The organism is Calothrix sp. NIES-2098, from assembly GCF_963875125.1.
In the GTDB taxonomy this organism is placed as follows: Bacteria; Cyanobacteriota; Cyanobacteriia; order Cyanobacteriales; family Nostocaceae; genus Aulosira.
The window spans coordinates 4973211-4993206 of sequence record NZ_CAWNKJ010000001.1 but is presented as its reverse complement, the minus strand read 5'-3'; the positions used below and the strand labels follow the sequence as shown (position 1 = coordinate 4993206).

Genomic DNA, 19996 nt, shown 5'->3' with positions numbered 1-19996 from the left:
ACGCTTTACCTAATTCGTTGAAACTATCTTTGAAGAGGAATTACGAATTATTTTCGCGATCGCTTCTACCCAATTCTGCTTGTTTCAAATCCTCAATCATCTGTTGACTGTGCTGGAGATAAGCAACAAATAGCAGAATAGAAAATGCCATGACCGCAAGACCTAGGAAACCGCCAGAAAATGTATCATAAAGACCGTGTAATATAGCTGCGATCGCTATGCCAATCACAATAATAGCAACTTGGCGGGAAGGATTAATCGAGGCTAATCCGAGAAAATAGCCGACGATTCCTGCCCAAATAGCGTGAAATAAAGGTAAGCAAACAAAGCGAATTGTATTAGTTAAAACGTAAGCACCAAAATCAATGTCACCTTTCACTAAACCGAAGGCATAAACCACAGAGTAAACAACCCCTTCGGAAATTGCAAATCCCAGTCCTGACATGGTGCCGTAAAATGCTAATGTCAGGGGGTCGCTCAATTTACCAACACGCACAAAGAATAGATAAATAGGTAGCGCCTTGCATACTTCCTCTAGAACGCCTACACCCAAGACAAAACCAATCAACCGCGGAATAAATCCCCAATCAGTAGCAGCGTAGAGAAAGCTAAATACCGGAACTTTTTGAATAAATAACAACAGCGGAATACCAACAAATACTGTGAACAGAACGCATTTCAATATTTCACGCCAAGAAAAATGTTTGGGTCTGATCAAGTTTTGCAGAACAACTCCCCAAATTGAAGCGTAATAGACTCCCAACACCCAAGCAGTTTGTTCCAAGCCGACTGTAAAACCTATTTGGCTGAAAATAAAGCTGACTGCTAAGGGAAATAAACCGAAGAAAAGCAGCAGTTTCACACTGTTATGACCATACAAAGCTGGACTTAGGGCTTCTCGATAAGGAACAACCGCAGAAAAGCGAAAAGTCCGCAGTGTTTGGACAAACTCTAGGGCGTCGATACGTTGATTGAGAAAGTCAACTGAAGAACGAGGTGAACTAATGCTAGGTTTAGTAGTTGAAGATTGCAGACTGGCGATCTCAGGGGGATTGGTTGATATTGGTTTTAAAGGAAATTCTTGCACCCAAGCAGGAATTTCGCTACCTAGTTCTCGCCCATAGATTCTCACAGTTTTAGCAAAGTCTGCATTGAGAAGTTGTAACTCCCTGCGAATCAAATTGACTGATGCTTGCTCATCTGGAATTATGTCAGATGCTAGTAATATTTGCAGCCTGCCATCCTTGAGGTTAATTTTACTAGTAATTCTTTGATGTTGCAGTGCGCGGTTAACTAAAACTGCGATCGCCTCTATATTTCCCTGGCGGGCAAATTCTCTAGGATCTGACTGTTCCATAATATTAAAGTAATTTGTTATTAATTCAGTAATAAAGCAGACAGAGCGTTACTAACATCACCTTAAGCTAAAATTCAGTATCTATCCACTCGTAGTTATGGTAAAAGCCCTAACATATAAACTCATCAAAAATTAATGGCAAAGACCACTAGGGTAGAGTAGCACCATTAATGCTATAATCTCTTTTTCTGCTTAATCTTGAGAGTATCCCTAAACCATAAATATGCTTAATTAAAGGATGGTAAGGGAAATGACAATTGCAATTCCAAGCAGCAGTTTAGAAGAGTTCTTAAAACTGCCATACATTGATGAGTCACCAGCTTGGGAATATATTAACGGAGAGGCACTGCAAAAACCAATGGGGGGAGGCAAACATAGCCTATTGCAAAAGCGTTTAGTTGCTGTAATCGATGCAGCAGATAGCAATTATGAAGCCTTTCCAGAATTACGTTGTTCTTTTGGTAATCGTTCTGTTGTTGTGGATGTAGTTATCGTTGCTAGCAATCAACTTCCACTAGATGAAAGTGGTGATCTCGCTAGCACTGGAATTGAATTTGCACCAGCTTGGGTAATTGAAATTCTCTCGCCTGACCAAAGTCAGACTAAGGTGACAGGTAATATACTGTATTGTTTAAGAAACGGTACTCAGCTTGGATGGTTGATAGATCCAAGAGAACGTTCAGTTTTAGTTTATCAACCTAATCGTCTGCCAGATTTGCTATCTGGATCTGAAGTATTGCCTGTTTTGGAAGGTATCAAACTGAATCTCTCTGTTAACGATCTATTTGCTTGGTTGCAGCGAAGATAAAATAATGCTTCACATAAAAAATATATAGCGCCAGCTGATGACAGCCAGCGCTATTTGTTTAATTTAATTCAGGGATAAATATAGTTAAAATAGGCTCCCTGAGGTTTACTAAATATTAAACTGAACTTAACTTTTTATAGAGCACTCCGATGAGTTAGTAGGTTCCACAAGAACACGGCAACAATTGCACCAATAACTGCCACTATGATGCCAGTAATACTCAGAGTAGGAGCAGCTAATGCTAGGGTTCCCGTACTAAAGAATATGCCTAAACTACCACCAACAAATGCACCAATTATACCTAGCAAAATTGTTCCGAGAATGCCGCCGCCTTGATGACCGGGATAGATAGCCTTCGCAATAGCACCAGCAATGAGACCTAAAACAATCCAAGCAAGAATGTTCATAGTTTTTAAAGTGTCAAAAGAGTTTTTACTGTTATGCTTAAGTTAACATTTCAAATCTGGATATCTTATCTACCGCTAGAACTAATTGTTGCAACCTGAAGGAATAGTTGATTTAATAAATAGCTTGAGAATTAGCTATACAAAAATTAATAATTTCAAGCTGTTTTTGACTAAAGTAAATAACTATTTATTGCTTGAGAAAATTTTAATTACACAGAGAAAATTGAATGAGTCTTGAGCCTACAAGCGATGCAATCGCCAAATAGTATTGCCGTGTATAAAGAGATGCTTTTTCTATCAAAATACTTAGAAATAATTCATCCATAAGATAGTTAACAAAAAATTATTAGCTTATTTAGACTATTAGCTAATAATGTTTGGGTAAAAAAATTATGCTTGGTATCCTTTGGACTATTGCAGTTGTACTATTTGTGTTTTGGGCTTTGGGATTAGCATTACATATTGCTGGCAATCTCATTCATATCTTTTTGCTTTTAGCAATTGCTATTGCTATTTATAACTTTTTGAAATCACGTACTGCTTTTTAAGTACAAAGACCAATACTAAAAATCTAAAATTCAAAATTACAGTTAGTTGAAGTTGAAGTTTAAATACTCAATTTCAACTAAAATTATGTGCAGACTGAGCAGCCCTAAAGTCTTTAATCGCGATAAAAAACATTTTAGTATTATCAGGTATAAAAGTAAGATTATAGTTGGTTAGTGATAGTAAATATCCAGCAGTTCAAGATTATTTGACTGTTGCTTGATTATTTCAGGTCTGGCTGTAATACCAAAATAATTTAATTTTGGTAAGGTGGATAATGTATACAGCTTCTAGCTACGATTAATATTTATGCTGAAAATCGCATCAATTTCTCTGTTGCTACATCCAGCTACCCTGGCAACTACTTTAGCATTGACGACAATTTTCTCTTATCCATTAAAAAGTTGGTCGCAAACACCAAGCGATCGCACTGTTAATCCTCAGTTAGGTTGTGTATCTGGGTATCCTAATGGTACATATAGAGGCGATAGACCAGTAACTCGCTATGAATTTGCAGCTGGGTTGAATGCTTGCCTCAATCGGGTAAATGAAATTATTCCCAATAATCGAGCGAATTTAGCAACAAAAGAAGACTTAGAAGTTTTAATCAAGCGTCAGAGAGAGTTAAACATTCAACTTCAAGAACTCAACCAACGAGTTGATACTATACCTAATAAAAAATAAACTATTTCACTTTTTTACTGGAGTCAGCACGTTGGTGTTAAAAATCCAGCAAGATGAATTTATTTTTAGTTCATCTACCAACAGATATAAAAATACTTGGGATAACAGTTATTTAAATCTCCAGTCATGACTTTTGACTAAACTATGGATGAAATTAATCCCTATGAGTCTACCTTAGGGTGATGTGTTGATAGGAAAAAATTCCTTAGCCTAAATTGAGAGTTCAATTAGGCATTAGGAAAAAGTTATATGACCACAAATGTTTCCAATGATATTAACAAGGGTGATAATAAGTCGCTCTTAACTGGCGGTCTCTTGACTGTTTTAGGAATTATTGCGATCGCTCTACCTGCTATTTCGACAATTTTTGCAGAAACTTGGGTAGCAATAATTCTAGCCTCTGCTGGTTTCGCTAAACTGTTCTATGCATATAACACCCGCCAGTCAGGCGGTTTAGTGTGGAAAGTTTTATTAGGCGTACTCTACATTGCAACAGGTGTAATGCTGTTGATTTACCCTTCTACGGGTATCCTGACATTAACTCTATTGCTGGGTAGTTTCTTATTAACCGAAGGTGTTTTCGAGTTAATTCTGGCTTTTAGGCTGCGTCCGCAACAAAACTGGACATGGGTATTAGGTGATGGGATTATCACCTTAATCTTGGGTGCAATGATTTGGTTCCAGTGGCCTTTTAACGCACCTTGGTTGATTGGAACCCTACTGGGTGTTAGCATTCTCTTCACTGGTGTTTCACGAGTAATGCTGTCTTTGAACAGACGTCCTACTTTTAATAATCCTGACCAAGCCGCAGGAACCGCTTAAGGGTGTGTAGTTTGATTTAGGGTGAGCATTTTCTAAAGTATGACGCTCACCCCTGTGGACGATCGCATTATTTAAAATATGCTAGATGAAGTTGACAGCAATCGCTCTTGATTTCTTAGACTTGCACATCTGCACTCTTGCTAATGCGATCGCGATCGTGTGGTTTTAGCAGGTATGACATATCAGGCCCCGAAGGAATAATACCGCCGGGATTGAGAGGAAATAGATTCCCATAGTAATCTTGTTTGACGCTTTCTATGTTGCAAGTATCAGCTACACTCGGAAGTTGATATATATCCCTGAGGTAAACTCCTAAATTGGGATAATCTTGAATTCTATGGCGATTGCACTTAAACAAGCCGTAGTAAGCAACATCAAAGCGGAACAATGTTGTAAACAGCCGAATATCTGCAAGGGTGACATTATCCCCACACAAATATCTGCTTGTCTCTAAAGCTGCTTCAATTTCATCTAAGGTAGCGAACAATTCTTCGCAAGCTTGATTGTAAGCTGCTTGAGTTTGGGCGAAGCCGCAACGATAGACACCGTTATTCACGCTGTGGTAAATCTTCTCATTCCACGAATCAATCTTTTCTTTTAACTCCTCAGGATACAAATTCAAAGTCGGATTAGTGGCGAACTCATTAAATTCTGAGTTCAGCATCACAATAATCTCTGCACTCTCATTGTTGACAATAGTCTTTGTTTGGTTATCCCACAAAACTGGAACTGTAGCGCGTCCAGTGTAACCGGGTTGAGCCAGGGCATACAATTGGGCTAGGCTAGCGCAACCTTGTTCTTCTTCATCGAACACCCAACCGCCTGCGATCGCCGAAGGAACAACAACACTGACAGAGATCGCATCTTCTAATCCTTTCAGCGCCCGCACAATCAGAGTACGATGCGCCCAAGGACAACTCAGCCCCACATACAGGTGATAGCGCCCTGTTGCTGGTGGATAGCGGTTATCTTTCTCTGCGCTAATAAAGTTTCTAAACTGACTGCTGGGGCGAATATACTCTCCAGATTGACTCCTCGGAGCAATTTTTGACATCATTGTATGCCACATTGTTTCCCAAACAAACTTACCCAGCCCGATAATCAACTTTGGCGGTAATGATTTTCCTGGCTTTTTTGTTGAGGTAGTAGACCCTACATTAAAATTTTTTACATCACTCATGGTTAAGGTTTAGAGTAAAGGCTTTGGATGATAAATAAAGCTTTGCATATTGAAAGAATTGCTGCGAGTGCTTTGGCATCTCTACTATTGGACGTATCTAGCTCTACCTATAGTATTGTTCGCAACCTGTATTTCATATCCAGTTTATCACTTGAGCAGGAAGAGACTTATATTTTTTATTGCTAATATCCTTTTATAAATATCACAGCAGTTTTTTACATTTACAATTTCACATCCACATTTTTTGCAATCATCTCATTCTCAATTTCTAGGATATTGCGCTTTATTCTGTTACGGAATATAGCTTATTTATCCTGCTCGATTTGCTTAATAAATTCCTAGCAACTTTCAAATTTACAGCTTTGATTGATACTGATATGTATCGATTAATTAGCAATACCATCAACGCTATAAGTCTTTAAACTTTCCTCACATGAATACACTCGATCGCAATCAATCTAACAAAGATACTAAGGTTAAAAATAGCCCACGAACTTTAGGGTTACAGGATGCAACGTTATTAATTGCTTTAATATTGATAGCTGCTTTTGTGAGATTTGGCAGCATTAATGACCAGGATAAAAGCACTTTTCCCGACCTTGCTAATACATCAGAAGTAGCGACAAACACAGATGAATTTATCGGTAAAACTGTGAGAATTAGAAGCAATCCAGTGCAGAAAGTTGGCTTAAGCTCCTTCACAATCAACGATCGTCCTCGCATTATCCAACAACCTATATTAGTTGTGAATGCTTCAGGTGTAGCTTTCGATCTACCTACTAATCGCAATAGAAAAGTTGAAGTTACAGGTGAAGTTCGCAACTTCGTAATTTCGGAAATTGAACGAGATTATAATTTGAATTTACAGGAAGAAGACTATAAAAATTATGTAGATCGACCTGCGATTATTGCTAAGTCTATTAAAGTAGTACAATAATGGCGAAGTCAGGGCACAAAATTTTTGTGCCCCTACCGATGTACTTCATTTACCAGAAAAACGCTGTATTATCATCTTGGGCAAGTTAGTTTTCAAAAGTGCGATCGCGTTAATTAGGTAACAGCGTTGCAAATTGTTTTTCTACAGCTTTTGCATCTTGTTTGATGCTAGCAATTACCTGCTGTGACATAGGATCTGGGTTAATATCTTCGATTCCTTGTTCTATTGCTTGCAGTGTAAAAACTGCAATTTCGCTGGGCGAAACTTTGTCTAATGGGACTTTTTCACCCATATCTGTATCGACAGTCCCAGGATATACGCCTACTACTAAGGTTCCTTGTGGCGCTAGTTCAGCACGTACCCCTTGGGTTAAGGAATGAAACGCAGCTTTGGAAGCACAATAAGAACCAAACATTGGCACGTTCACAAAAGAGGCTAAAGAAAGTATATTGGCGATCGCACCTCCACCATTGCGTTTCAAAATTGGTGCAAAAGCCTGAATCATATATAGTCCGCCGAAGTAGTTAGTTTCCATTTCCCAACGCGCAATTTCTATGCTGCTGGGGCTGAAAAATCCACCTGTACCCAATACCCCTGCATTGTTAATTAGTAGATTCACATCTTGGGCAATCTCAGCTATTTGTGCAATTTGCTCTGGATTGGTAATATCTAACCCTAGGGGAATAATTTTTTTTGAGTCAATAGCGACAATTTCTTTGAGCGAGTCAACGTTACGCGCAGTAGCATATATTCGGGAAGCACCTGCATCAGACAATGCTTGGACGAAAGCTTTACCAATACCGCGATTAGCACCAGTAACTAAAACAACTGAACCTTTGATATTCATAAAATAAGCGATCTCAATTATTAATAAAATGGCGCAATATTACAGTTGTTTTCATGCATTTGCGCCATATCTATCGTATGGATACAACATCGCTGTGTCGATGAAAGCAGCTTAACCAGGTACGCTACTGTTCCAAATGTCGCGATGCAAGCGCCACTGTCCATCTTCTTGTTTCCAGATGACGATATACTTGCCTTTGTCTACTGTTTGACCGTTGCGATCGCTTAACAAATATTTTCCTACTTCAATGGCTGTATTGCCATGACTTTCTACCTCAATGGTTTCCAGATTTACTTGGGTAATGTTGAGGTGAAAAATTGTTTGCCAAAACTCTTCAATTCCTTGTTTTGTACCAATAAAGTCGCTATGAGTCGGGAGAATTTGACCATCCTCTGTGTAGAAGTTAGCTAAACTTGCTGCATCACCCCGTGCAAAAGTCTGCATAAAGTTTTGGTTCGCTGCTGTAATTGCATCGCGAATGCTAAGAGTTTGTGCGATCGTCATTAGTTTCAACCTTGATGCGATAATAAATTTGAGAATATAGTTCAATAAATTCGTTTTCCGGCTTTGACATTTGCCTGTCGAAGCCGTTTTTGACTAGATAAGTCTGTATTGCTTGCCTAGTTTCTCCAATACATCCAATGTTCTATCGATGTTCTCATAAGTGTGGGAAGCGTTTAAGATAAAACGAATTCGACCTTCTGAAGGTTTGACAATTGGATAAACAATGGCGATGGAAAAAATTCCTTCTGAGAACAAATCGCGGTTAAAAGCGTGTAAAGTTTCGGGATCGGGAATAAAGATCGGTATAATCGGACTTTGGCTATGACCTAAATCAAAACCCATTGCGGTGAGTTTTTGCCGCATGTAGCTATTTTTTTGATGCAGTTGGGCGATTAATTCTGGATTTGCAGCTAATTCATCAAGTGAGGCTAAGATAGCGGCTGCATCCCCTGGAGTTAGACAAGCTTGAAATAAGTACGAATTGGCGCTCCATTCTAGTAAAGGGATATATTTACTTTTGCAAGCAATAAAACCGCCGATAGAAGCTGTTGATTTAGATAAGGTGGACATAATGAAATCTACTTCATCAGTCACCCCAAGTTGATTACAGTAGCCAGCACCTTGATGACCGTAAAAACCAAATGTATGCGCTTCATCTACATAGAGATGAAAATTATATTTTTTCTTGAGTTGGACAATTTCAGTTAAAGGCGCTAAATCGCCACTCATGGAATATGCAGATTCGACAATAACAATGACGTTTTCGTAGTTGTTTCTGTATTTTTTCAGTTTGTTCTCTAAGTCTTCTACAGAATTATGCTTGAACGAAGCAAACTTTTTCCCAGAAAGCTTAATTCCATCAATAATCGAAGCATGAGCTTCTCGATCGAAAAGTAAAAAATCATTTGTTCCTGGTAAAGCAGAGATGACACCTAAATTAGTGGTGTATCCTGTGGGGAACAATAAAGCAGATTCTTTGCCAACTAAAGACGCGAGTCTTCTTTCCGCCTCTTTATGTAACGAAGACATACCCCCGGATATTGCAGAAGTCCCGCTTCCCGTACCAAATTTTTTGACGGCTTCGCAGACTTTATCGATAATCTTCTCGTTTCTATTTAGACCTGTGTAGTGATTAACACACCAAATAATGCACTGGTGCAACGTTCCTGTAGATGGACAAACTAGCTGTGCTTCGCCATCGCTACCTTCCAAGGTAAATTTGTCTTGAGAATACAAACCTGCCTGAACTTGCAATTGCTTATGCTGATAAATAGCTTCAGCTATATCTTCAAAGCTATGAGCGCCATTCGCCTTTAACTGTCTTTTGAGTAAACCTAATGAAGTTGATAGACTGACTTGATTGTTAGCGATCGCATTACTTGCTGGCTGGATATTACGCTCTATTGCTACTGTCATATCTAATTAAATTATGTGTGGGAATCAAGATTTGGTAAATAGGCGAGATAAAGATTTTAGCGCTGGGTTTTGAAGCACTAAAGTACTTACTACAAAATACGAATTCGTCAAAATTAATGACACGGACAACTACTTTGTCACTGCAACTATGAATGTTTTGCAGTCAGCACAAAGTGCGTTTGAGAAAGCAAAGCCGCTAACTGCAAACTTTCAAGGTATGTATAACAAAGTACTACTGCTATCTCCGACAAGCTACTAAGTATCTAAGCATTTTGAGTGAGTAAGATTCGTTTCGGTGCAAGTCAATTTTTAGCGGTCAATTTATGTGAACGCTTAGACACCATATAGCTTGGATATCAATCTGAGACTATTTCCGGTAGATTGCTGACAGAATAAAAATTTTCCGTGATTGAAAAATCCTTTACTGTTAATTTTTACTTGCAAAATATGCTCGTATAGTAAATATACCACGTCTTAAGAAAAAATAAAGCTTTTCTAATTTAAAGATTCTGTATTTATACTGAAGGGTTAAACTTAAAAAATAAAGCTGACGATGGAAGTTCAAACTCAGCTTTTGTTGTCAGTAGGATCGCTAGAGTATTTAGTTAGTGCGATCGCATCGTATCTGGTAACTACAGAACTTATATTTGATTTTGGAAAAAAACTTGGTACACCTTAATCTTCCAGAATCCTCTTGCTTGTTTTTCTTCCACAGAGGATTTTTCTGAACCGAACCGTATGCGACTATAATTTTGCCCCTGCTTTCTTAAGAATGGCAACTATCTTCTGCCAATTTCCTTCTTGTGCGACACTGAGTGCTGTGGCTCCTAGCTGGTTTTTGGCATTTAGCTGTGCGCCCTTAGCAATTAGTATCTTCACTACCTCTGCATACTCATCTTCATAGTAAGTAGCTACTGGTGAGCAAGAAAACATCAGTGCAGTGCTACCTTTTTTACTTTTGGCATTGACTGAAGCACCTTTATCCAGCAACAATTTCGTCATTCCTGCTCCAGCACGGTAGGTATACCGGGCTGCAACCATCAACGGAGTTATACCATTTGCATCGGGGAGATTCACATTTGCTCCCCGCCGCAGCATGAGTTCTACACTCTGCATAGAACCGTCACTGACAGCCAACGCAAAGTATTTATCGGGATCGCCACCATTGTCTAGAAACTTCTTTAGCACATCAACTTGATCTGTTGCTACAGCTTCAATTAATATGTCTTGCTGGTTATCTGTCTCTGCTTGCGCTAAAGAAACACTAGGTGTCGATATTAACAACAGCGATAGCAATAATCCTAAGTGACGATGTGAGAGTTTTGTTTGCATATCTCAAACATATAAATACACTTGAGCCAAACTTCACATCGAAAAGAACAATTTCCGGAATGTATAAAACTTGAAAAATGGTCAATCATGGGTCAAGATGGCAATAGAGAATAGTCATTAGTCATGTTTCATTTCTTCCCCACACTCCCCACACTCCCCCATACCTTTTGTCCTTAATAACCAGAATCGCGAGTATTCTGTGATTCTTGAATTACAACTTGTGACTGTTGAGCATTAACTTTTGACCCTTCTCGCCTAGCAATTTGCTGCTGTGAGAACATTTCGCGCAAAACCATTGCTGGGTCTACATAGTTGGTATCATACTTCAGTCCCCAATGCAGGTGCGGCCCGGTGGTACGTCCGGTCATTCCTACCCTGCCAATTCTAATTCCTGTGGGTATTTGTTGACCTTCGGCAATTTGAATTCCACCTGTGCGGTCAATTAGATAACGGCGACCAGATACGGTTTCGACGTGTCCTTCCATGTGGCAGTAGGTATGCTGCCAAGCTCCCGATTTAATGATGATATGGGTGCCGCAGGCATCGCGATCGCCAACTTTAATCACTGTACCACCCCACCAATTGCGGATGTAACTACCTTGAGGGGCAGCAATATCTAAACCTCCATGAAATTCCCAATTATCACCACCAGTAGCAGAACGGCGATAACCAAAGGCAGAAGTGTAACCTTGAAAGTTTTCTACCGGAAAAGAAGCTGATAACCAAGCATTGCTTGTATTTGCTTTGTTTGACTTGATTTCTCTGGCTCTAGCAATTTCTGACTTAGGCAATAGAGTAATGAAACTTACAAGACTCAACCCTAATATTAATAAAGAGCTTACTGATGCTATTACTCTGTGTTGCCGCTGACTCATTTTTTTATTCCTCATTTCAATAAAATTATCAGTAAATTGCTGGAAAACTTCAGTTTAATCTGTTTGAAAAGCTTTGATGAAAGCTACTTGATTATTGATATATCAATAGTGGGAACATGGAAATATTTAGCTCGTCCATATTACCATGTCAAGTTATCTAGCTAACAATATAATGCTTTTAAAACTGTCAAATTTATCTAATTAGCTATTGAAATCAATAACCGAAAAATCAGATGTGGTCAGGATTTTTAATACATTTCAGTAGACAAGTATAGTCGCTAATTAGCATAGTGTTTAGCTAGTAATTACGGATTAAATAATTTTTAGTAGTGAATATTTATGCTAGTTTTTACGGATGAACTTGGTATGCTAATTAATACATTAGAGTTAAAAATAAAGTTTTGGCTGAGATAATTTACCCTGAAGAGAGTTGTCAATCCGGCAAAAGGCTGTTAATTTAATTTATTTAAAAGATTAATTTGGTATCTATAACAAAGCGTTATAGCGAAAAGTGTGCCTTTGCAAGACTCCGACAAACTATGCTGACAGATATTTGGCCTTTCCACTTTGAATTGGACACAATTGCGATCGCAGGAGCGAGTTTGTGGTCTTTGGCGCTATACTTAGCTTTTTCCCCACTGAGTGAATGGGTAATTGAGCAACTAAATCGGTGGTTTAACTTTGCCGAGCGATCGCTTTATACTAGTCAAACAGAATTTGAACGAACTCGCAAAGCTAGAGAATCCCAAAACGCTTTTTACGCTTCACTTTTTAGTATTGTGCCTTTTTTGATAGCAGGTGCTTTAGTTCACTGGGGTTTGGAAATCAGTTTAGGCCCTAGTTGGGGAATCAGCACGGGTATACTTGCTTGTATCGGTTCTGGTATTTATGAGCTAGGGCGAAGAGATGGAAGTTCTTCGGAATGAGAAAATTCTCATGACTATTGACTCTGGACTCTTGACAAATGGCTCTTATCTATTTCTTCTTTAACCAAAGTGGCTAACTTCTGCGCTGCCCCTGCTTCACCTCTAACATTGCGGAGTTTGAGTTGCATTTGCGCTAATTTTTCGGGATGAGCTAGTAAATCTAATACCATTTCGCCAATATCTTGCGGCTGGAGATGTCCTACTAGTTCGGGTACTATTTCTTCTTGTGCCCAGATATTTGGCCAAGCTAATAAACCTTTGCGTCTAAGGAATAACCAGTTGATAATTTTGGCGAAGCTCGAACCTATACCTGGTAAATTAGCTAACAATCCCGGTAAACCATCCCAAGATCGCATGGCGTCCAGTTGTTGGGTAGGTAGCAAAACAAGCATTGGTACGGCTAAAGCACCGAGTTCGGCGGTATTAGCTCCAACTGTTGTTAAGCAGATACGACATTGAGATAATAATTGATAGGCGGGCGATTCTTGCCACAGTTCCACAGTTAAACCATTAGCTGTTTTGAGTATTGGCTGTTGTTTATCGCCATCTGGGAAAATTAAGGAAGCACCACTAAAACCAAAGGTTTCAACAAAAGGGTTTTTTTGGGGATCGGCAAAACTAGCTAAGGTTTTTAAATCCAAAGTCGGCGCTACAGGAATGACAAACTTAGTTTGAGGTCTTTTGGTTTTGATGTATTCTGCGATCGCTAATGTTAACGGTACACCTTGAGATAACTTGGCGGCTTTGGAACCAGGTAATATACCAATTATTTCTGTCATTTGTCCTTGGTAATTTGTTAAGGACGAATCACTCTTAGCCTCTAGCATCAAATCCCCAACCACAGTAAATTTGTGAGCGTATTTTTGGGGAATGCGTTCAGCAACTTTCGCTGTCATTACGCCAAAGCGGTCAATCAAACTGTGCCAGCGCGCATCCCATTCGGCGTAAATCACTGTGCTGTAGCCGAGTTTTTTACCAATAACTACAGGAAAAAATTGATCCCCGCCCAGAAAAACCACTACTCCGTGACTTCTCCAATCCCAATTATCAGCAGTTTTTCCCCAGAGTAAAAATTGCCAAAAATGCTCAGCTGCTTGAACCCTATCTACTTCTGGGTAAGAAAGTGCGATCGCCGCTTCTTTACCGCTAGCATTAGGACAAGGAGATAAAACTACAGAAATCCTGACTAAAGAGCGATCTTCGCCCAATTGTTGCCGTAATGCCTTAACTACTGGACGTACCCAGGTTGTAACTTCCCCAGGGCCATTGGAGAGAATAAGAATATCTACTGGAGTCATGAGTTAATGGTGAAGAGTTAGACACTATTAGTCAAGAGGCAAATATTACCTCATTCGTTCCTTGGTTACAGGTACAATACTACTGATATAATTGCAGGCTATGTTTGATAAGGTCTGCAAATTTCTTGCCGAATCATTTTCCAGTGACTTTGCAACTTGGTTACTCGGTCAACCAATTACACTTACGGAACTGAGTCCATCGGAATTATCTCTCGAACCCATCCGCGCCGATGCATTAATTTTGTTGCAGTCGGATGAACTTGTTCTCCATCTCGAATTCCAAACTGTACCTAAAGCCGATATTCCCTTTCGCATGGCTGATTATCGCCTGCGCGTGTATCGGCGTTTTCCCCAAAAACGGATGCGTCAGGTGGTAATTTATTTACAACCAAGCGATTCTACTCTAGTTTATCAAACGGAATTTGCCTTAGAGAATACCCGGCACAGATTTGAAGTCATTCGACTTTGGGAACAACCAACGGAACTATTTTTAAATTCTCCAGGTTTGTTACCTTTTGCAACTTTAAGTCAAACTGACGATCGAAGGCGAACTTTAGAAGAAGTCGCCCAAGTTATTGCAGCAATGAATGACACCCGCATTCGCAGTAATATTGCTGCATCAACAGCAGTTTTAGCTGGGCTAGTATTAAATAAAGACCTCATTAAAAGAATTTTGCGGAGTGATATTATGCGCGAATCTGTTATCTATCAAGATATTTTGCAAGAAGGGCTGAAAGAAGGATTTGAACAGGGTCTGGAACAGGGTCTGGAACAGGGTTTAGAACAAAAAGCTCAAGAAATTGCCATCAAAATGATTAACAAAGGTATAGATGTTAAAACAATAGTAGATATCACTGGTTTAACTATTGAACAAGTTCAACATTTACAGGCGCAAGTAGGTAATAATCCAGCACAGTAAGCTTATTACTCATGTCTTATAGCGACTTCTCATTGTCAAAACTCAAACGCGAATTTAACTTAACTATCATTGAAAACGGAAAGTTTTACCCAAAACTCACTCTGTAGAACCTAGCCCTTACCTCAAAGAAGCTTTAAGCGAAGGATTACCGCTAGCAACTGTAACTGGTTCGGAAAAAGCTCGTTCAGAATTGATTATTAGTTCTATTCTTGTAGAAGTGCGGAAAATACTTGAACGCAAAATCAGCTTGTTTTCGGGTGAAGATTTTACCGTCTCGCTGGATTTAGGTTTAAGTGGAGTCTGTGATTTTTTAATTAGCCGTTCACCCGAATAAATATTTATAGAAGCTCCTGTAATTGTAATTATTAAAGCAAAAAAAGGCGATTTAAAATCAGGTTTAGGACAATGTGCAGCAGAAATAATTGCGGCACAAAAATTTAATAAAGCTAATAATATCCCAATTAAAACTATTTATGGAAGCGTCAGCAGTGGTACGGCTTGGCGATTTTTGAAATTAGAAGGGCAAACACTAAGTATTGATTTGAATGATTATACCGTTCCCCCAGTGGAAAAACTATTGGGAATGTTGATTTGGATGGCGTGGGAAGGTTAGATATTTTGGCGATCGCTTACAAGGAAATGCAATTCCAGTTTTAGTAATACTTTTTAGATAAAAATCTAATCTGTACCACAGACTACAATTATCTATTCTCTGTGGGCTTGTCTTACTGAAAAAACAGTAGTTGGTATGAAAAATAGCGATCTCAAATGATAATAATAATATTCCTCTATGGTTAAATAGCAAGCATTTCAACCATAAAAAATTAGTACTGCTAGTTCTTTAGTTTACATTTTTTAACAATTCAGTGTAGCAAACACTCATAGCTAAAAGCAATATCTGCAAAGAAATATTTCATTATGTTTATCGATTTGTGTCAGTTAGACGACAAAATCACCATTTGGTAAGCGTTTTCTGATAAAAAAAATTCATATTGCTAAATTAAGTCGAAGTTACAAACGGCAATATCAGCCGTGATGAACTTCTAGTAGAGAACGCGCATCAAAGGAGCCTATCTGCATGTTCACCCACGTCAAGTCCACCATCAGACATATTGCGCCTGATAATTTACGCGGACGTAATTTAATCAAGGTGGTCTATGTCGTGCTTGAGTCCCAGTACCAGAGTGCATTGTCGCAAGCTGTTCGCACCATCAACGCTAACCATCCCTCGCTTGCGATTGAAATTAGCGGGTACTTAATTGAGGAACTCCGAGATTCAGAGAACTACGAGGAGTTCAAGCGGGATATCGAGAGTGCCAATATATTTATTGCCTCACTGATTTTCATTGAGGACTTAGCACAGAAAGTAGTAGCCGCCGTAGAACCACACCGCGATCGCTTAGACGTAGCTGTGGTATTCCCCTCAATGCCGGAAGTTATGCGCCTGAACAAAATGGGCAGCTTTTCTCTGGCACAATTGGGTCAATCCAAAAGTGCGATCGCGCAATTCATGCGGAAGCGCAAAGAAAAATCCGGTGCGGGCTTCCAAGACGGGATGTTGAAATTGCTGCGGACTTTGCCACAAGTGCTGAAGTTTCTGCCAATGGACAAAGCACAAGATGCACGCAATTTCATGCTGAGTTTTCAGTATTGGCTAGGAGGTTCGCCAGAAAACCTGGAAAACTTCTTGCTGATGCTGACTGATAAATATGTATTAAAAGGTGTAGATAAAGCCAATCTGCCCTCGACAACTTATGAAGCGCCAGTGGTTTACCCCGATATGGGAATTTGGCATCCCCTGGCTCCGAGTATGTTTGAGGATGTAAGAGAATACCTCAATTGGTACACAGCCCGTAAGGATATCTCCAAGAATCTCAAAGATCCTTTAGCTCCCTGTGTGGGTTTGGTATTACAACGTACTCACCTAGTTACAGGCGATGATGCTCACTATGTAGCGATCGTCCAGGAGATAGAATCCCTGGGAGCAAAAGTACTACCAGTATTTGCGGGTGGTTTGGATTTCTCCAAGCCTGTGGATGCTTACTTTTACGAACCAACTACCAATACACCTTTAGTAGATGCGGTAATTTCTTTGACTGGGTTTGCTTTGGTAGGCGGCCCCGCTAGACAAGATCATCCCAAAGCGATTGACGCACTCAAGCGGTTAAATCGTCCCTACATGGTAGCTTTACCCTTAGTCTTCCAAACCACCGAAGAGTGGATGGATAGCGAATTAGGGTTACATCCAATTCAAGTAGCCTTGCAAATTGCCATACCGGAATTGGATGGAGCAATTGAGCCGATCATTTTATCAGGTAGAGATGGTGCTACCGGAAAAGCGATCGCACTCCAAGACCGTGTAGAAGTAGTCGCCAAACGGGCGTTAAAATGGGCAAATCTCCGCCGCAAACCCAAACTAGATAAAAAAGTTGCCATTACCGTTTTCAGTTTCCCCCCTGATAAAGGGAATGTGGGTACCGCCGCATATTTAGACGTGTTCGGTTCCATTTATGAGGTGATGAAAGCCCTGAAGAATAACGGCTACGATTTACCGGAATTACCGGAATCAGCCGAGGCGCTGATGCAAGAAGTCATCCATGATGCTCAAGCACAGTACGCTAGCCCAGAGCTTAACATCGCCTATAAAATGTCAGTGCCCGAATATGAAGCATTGACACCTTACTCTCAACGCCTAGAAGAAAACTGGGGCGCACCTCCCGGACATCTCAACAGCGATGGGCAAAACCTGCTGATTTACGGTAAGCATTTCGGTAACGTCTTCATCGGTGTTCAGCCTACCTTTGGTTATGAAGGCGACCCGATGCGGTTGTTATTCTCCCGTTCTGCTAGTCCACACCACGGTTTTGCGGCTTACTACACCTACCTAGAGCAAGTTTGGCAAGCTGATGCAGTACTGCACTTCGGTACTCACGGTTCCCTGGAATTTATGCCTGGTAAGCAAATGGGGATGTCTGGTGATTGTTATCCAGACCAACTAATTGGCACAATTCCCAATCTGTATTACTACGCAGCCAATAACCCCAGCGAAGCGACAATTGCCAAGCGCCGCAGCTATGCCGAGACAATTTCCTACCTGACACCACCCGCTGAGAATGCTGGTTTATACAAGGGTTTAAAAGAACTCAGCGAATTGATTGCTTCTTACCAAACCCTGAAAGACACAGGACGCGGTATCCCCATTGTTAACTCCATCATGGATAAATGCCGGATGGTAAACCTGGATAAGGATATCGACTTGCCCGAAACCGATGCCAAAGATATGTCCGAAGATGAGCGGGATAATATAGTTGGCAGCGTTTACCGCAAGCTGATGGAAATTGAATCCCGGTTGTTACCTTGTGGATTGCATATTATTGGTAAACCACCCACAGCCGAAGAAGCGATCGCAACTTTGGTCAACATCGCTAGCTTAGATCGTCAAGAGGAAGAAATTCTCAGCTTACCCCGCATTATCGCCAACAGCATTGGGCGGAACATTGACGATATTTACCACAATAACGACAAAGGCATTTTAGAAGATGTCCAGCTATTGCAAGACATCACCTTAGCCACCCGCGCCGCAGTCAGCGCCCTAGTAAAAGAGCAAACCGACGCCGAAGGTCGCGTTTCCCTGGTTTCCCGGTTGAATTTCTTCAACATGGGCAAAAAAGAACCTTGGGTAGAATCATTACATCAAGCTGGCTATAACAAAGTTGAAGTCTCCGCCCTCAAACCACTATTTGAGTATTTGGAATTCTGTTTGCAGCAAGTTTGTGCAGATAACGAACTCGGTGGATTACTCAAAGGCTTAGAAGGCGAATACATCCTACCTGGCCCCGGTGGCGATCCTATCCGCAACCCAGATGTATTACCCACAGGTAAGAACATTCACGCCCTTGACCCCCAATCCATCCCCACAACTGCGGCGGTACAATCAGCGAAAATCGTTGTGGATCGGCTATTGGCAAGAAACAAAGCCGAAAACGACGGTAAATGGCCGGAAACCATCGCCTGTGTACTTTGGGGAACCGATAACATCAAAACCTACGGGGAATCACTAGCCCAAATCATGTGGATGGTTGGTGTCAGACCCGTTCCCGATGCCTTGGGAAGAGTCAACAAGTTAGAATTGATACCCTTAGAAGAGTTGGGCAGACCGAGAATTGACGTTGTCATCAACTGTTCTGGCGTATTCCGCGACTTGTTCATCAATCAAATGAACCTGCTAGATCAAGCGGTGAAGATGGCGGCTGAGATAGACGAACCCTTAGAAATGAACTTTGTCCGCAAACACGCTTTGCAACAAGCTGAGGAAATGGGTATTAACCTGCGTCAAGCAGCTACCCGCGTCTTCTCCAATGCTTCTGGTTCCTACTCGTCAAATATTAACTTGGCGGTAGAAAACAGCACTTGGGATAGCGAAGCCGAATTACAAGAAATGTACCTGAAGCGGAAATCCTTCGCCTTCAATTCCGATAACCCCGGAATCATGGACGAATCTCGGCAGATTTTTGAAAGCACTTTGAAAACTGCTGATGCGACATTCCAAAATCTCGATTCTTCCGAGATTAGCTTAACGGACGTTTCCCACTACTTCGACTCAGATCCTACCAAGCTGGTAGCTAGTCTGCGGGGTGATGGTAAAACACCAGCATCTTACATTGCAGACACCACCACAGCTAACGCTCAAGTGCGGACATTATCCGAAACCGTGCGCTTAGATGCTCGTACTAAATTATTAAATCCCAAATGGTACGAGGGAATGCTATCTCACGGTTACGAAGGCGTGCGCGAACTCTCCAAGCGGTTGGTAAACACAATGGGTTGGAGTGCGACAGCTGGCGCTGTGGATAACTGGATTTACGAAGATACCAATGAAACCTTCATCAAAGATGAAGAAATGCAAAAACGGTTGATGAACCTTAATCCTCATTCTTTCCGCAAAGTTGTCTCAACTTTGTTGGAAGTGAATGGACGCGGTTATTGGGAGACTAGCGAGGAAAATTTAAATCGCCTGCGCGAGTTGTACCAAGAAGTTGAAGACCGAATTGAAGGGATTGATTAGTTTGATACATAACTAATAACATTAGAGGCACGGTAATACCGTGCCTTCTGCATTGATATAACTTTGCAATAAA

At 40.5% G+C, this 19996-nt stretch carries 18 protein-coding genes and 1 pseudogene; 10 read left to right on the top strand and 9 right to left on the bottom strand.

Annotated elements, in window-relative coordinates; genetic code table 11:
* Nucleotides 1-40: 40 nt before the first annotated feature.
* Nucleotides 41-1357 (bottom strand): PrsW family intramembrane metalloprotease, encoded by a 1317-nt coding sequence (locus tag AACU33_RS20935; RefSeq protein ID WP_096590476.1) that lies wholly within the window; start codon nt 1355-1357, stop codon nt 41-43.
* 250 nt (nt 1358-1607) lie between these two features.
* Between AACU33_RS20935 and AACU33_RS20930 the strand changes: the two genes are divergently transcribed.
* Nucleotides 1608-2165: a Uma2 family endonuclease gene (locus AACU33_RS20930; RefSeq protein ID WP_339376183.1), complete on the top strand. Its 558-nt coding sequence runs from the start codon at nt 1608-1610 to the stop codon at nt 2163-2165.
* Between the two features lie 134 nt (nt 2166-2299).
* Here AACU33_RS20930 and AACU33_RS20925 read toward each other — a convergent pair whose 3' ends face one another.
* Nucleotides 2300-2572 (bottom strand): GlsB/YeaQ/YmgE family stress response membrane protein, encoded by a 273-nt coding sequence (locus tag AACU33_RS20925; protein WP_086689355.1) that lies wholly within the window; start codon nt 2570-2572, stop codon nt 2300-2302.
* A gap of 377 nt (nt 2573-2949) precedes the next feature.
* On the opposite strand from AACU33_RS20925, the gene AACU33_RS20920 reads away from it, so the two are divergent.
* From AACU33_RS20920 to AACU33_RS20910, 3 genes are all read left to right on the top strand, one after another.
* On the top strand, nt 2950-3120 hold the full coding sequence (locus AACU33_RS20920; RefSeq protein ID WP_339376182.1) for a lmo0937 family membrane protein: 171 nt from the start codon (nt 2950-2952) through the stop codon (nt 3118-3120).
* Between the two features lie 307 nt (nt 3121-3427).
* Nucleotides 3428-3802, top strand: coding sequence for an S-layer homology domain-containing protein (locus AACU33_RS20915; protein ID WP_096590474.1), 375 nt, complete (start codon nt 3428-3430; stop codon nt 3800-3802).
* Between the two features lie 249 nt (nt 3803-4051).
* Nucleotides 4052-4624: an HdeD family acid-resistance protein gene (locus AACU33_RS20910; protein ID WP_096590473.1), complete on the top strand. Its 573-nt coding sequence runs from the start codon at nt 4052-4054 to the stop codon at nt 4622-4624.
* A 115-nt stretch (nt 4625-4739) separates the two neighbouring features.
* On the opposite strand, the gene AACU33_RS20905 is transcribed toward AACU33_RS20910, so the two are convergent.
* Entirely contained in the window at nt 4740-5804 is a 1065-nt protein-coding gene (locus AACU33_RS20905; protein ID WP_096590472.1) for a glutathione S-transferase family protein, read from the bottom strand.
* A 433-nt stretch (nt 5805-6237) separates the two neighbouring features.
* Between AACU33_RS20905 and AACU33_RS20900 the strand changes: the two genes are divergently transcribed.
* Complete coding sequence (locus AACU33_RS20900) at nt 6238-6741, top strand: hypothetical protein (protein WP_339376181.1); 504 nt, start codon at nt 6238-6240, stop codon at nt 6739-6741.
* A 109-nt stretch (nt 6742-6850) separates the two neighbouring features.
* On the opposite strand, the gene AACU33_RS20895 is transcribed toward AACU33_RS20900, so the two are convergent.
* The 3 genes from AACU33_RS20895 to AACU33_RS20885 all read right to left on the bottom strand — a co-directional run bounded on the left by AACU33_RS20895 (nt 6851) and on the right by AACU33_RS20885 (nt 9508).
* Nucleotides 6851-7588: an SDR family oxidoreductase gene (locus AACU33_RS20895; protein ID WP_096590471.1), complete on the bottom strand. Its 738-nt coding sequence runs from the start codon at nt 7586-7588 to the stop codon at nt 6851-6853.
* Nucleotides 7589-7699: 111 nt separating this feature from the next.
* Complete coding sequence (locus tag AACU33_RS20890) at nt 7700-8092, bottom strand: YybH family protein (protein WP_096590470.1); 393 nt, start codon at nt 8090-8092, stop codon at nt 7700-7702.
* A 93-nt stretch (nt 8093-8185) separates the two neighbouring features.
* On the bottom strand, nt 8186-9508 hold the full coding sequence (locus tag AACU33_RS20885; protein WP_096590469.1) for an aminotransferase class I/II-fold pyridoxal phosphate-dependent enzyme: 1323 nt from the start codon (nt 9506-9508) through the stop codon (nt 8186-8188).
* A 553-nt stretch (nt 9509-10061) separates the two neighbouring features.
* Between AACU33_RS20885 and AACU33_RS20880 the strand changes: the two genes are divergently transcribed.
* Nucleotides 10062-10187 (top strand): hypothetical protein, encoded by a 126-nt coding sequence (locus AACU33_RS20880; RefSeq protein ID WP_339376180.1) that lies wholly within the window; start codon nt 10062-10064, stop codon nt 10185-10187.
* A 65-nt stretch (nt 10188-10252) separates the two neighbouring features.
* Here the strand turns inward: AACU33_RS20880 and AACU33_RS20875 are convergent, their stop codons facing one another.
* Both AACU33_RS20875 and AACU33_RS20870 read right to left on the bottom strand, forming a co-directional pair.
* A complete protein-coding gene (locus AACU33_RS20875; RefSeq protein WP_096590468.1) occupies nt 10253-10840 on the bottom strand; it encodes an ankyrin repeat domain-containing protein in 588 nt (195 codons plus the stop codon).
* Between the two features lie 173 nt (nt 10841-11013).
* Nucleotides 11014-11715: a M23 family metallopeptidase gene (locus AACU33_RS20870; RefSeq protein WP_096590467.1), complete on the bottom strand. Its 702-nt coding sequence runs from the start codon at nt 11713-11715 to the stop codon at nt 11014-11016.
* A gap of 539 nt (nt 11716-12254) precedes the next feature.
* Here AACU33_RS20870 and AACU33_RS20865 point away from each other — a divergent pair.
* The gene (locus AACU33_RS20865; protein ID WP_096590466.1) at nt 12255-12641 is read left to right on the top strand and encodes a hypothetical protein; all 387 of its coding nucleotides are present in this window, start codon (nt 12255-12257) and stop codon (nt 12639-12641) included.
* Between the two features lie 14 nt (nt 12642-12655).
* Here the strand turns inward: AACU33_RS20865 and AACU33_RS20860 are convergent, their stop codons facing one another.
* Nucleotides 12656-13939, bottom strand: coding sequence for a lipid-A-disaccharide synthase (locus AACU33_RS20860; RefSeq protein WP_096590465.1), 1284 nt, complete (start codon nt 13937-13939; stop codon nt 12656-12658).
* Nucleotides 13940-14039: 100 nt separating this feature from the next.
* On the opposite strand from AACU33_RS20860, the gene AACU33_RS20855 reads away from it, so the two are divergent.
* From AACU33_RS20855 to AACU33_RS20845, 3 genes and pseudogenes are all read left to right on the top strand, one after another.
* Nucleotides 14040-14858: an Rpn family recombination-promoting nuclease/putative transposase gene (locus AACU33_RS20855; RefSeq protein ID WP_096590464.1), complete on the top strand. Its 819-nt coding sequence runs from the start codon at nt 14040-14042 to the stop codon at nt 14856-14858.
* A gap of 11 nt (nt 14859-14869) precedes the next feature.
* Nucleotides 14870-15471, top strand: a pseudogene (locus AACU33_RS20850) (hypothetical protein).
* Between the two features lie 465 nt (nt 15472-15936).
* Nucleotides 15937-19923 carry a magnesium chelatase subunit H gene (locus AACU33_RS20845; protein ID WP_096590463.1) on the top strand — a complete coding sequence of 1329 codons (3987 nt, stop codon included), beginning with the start codon at nt 15937-15939 and terminating at the stop codon, nt 19921-19923.
* The last annotated feature ends 73 nt before the right edge of the window (nt 19924-19996 follow it).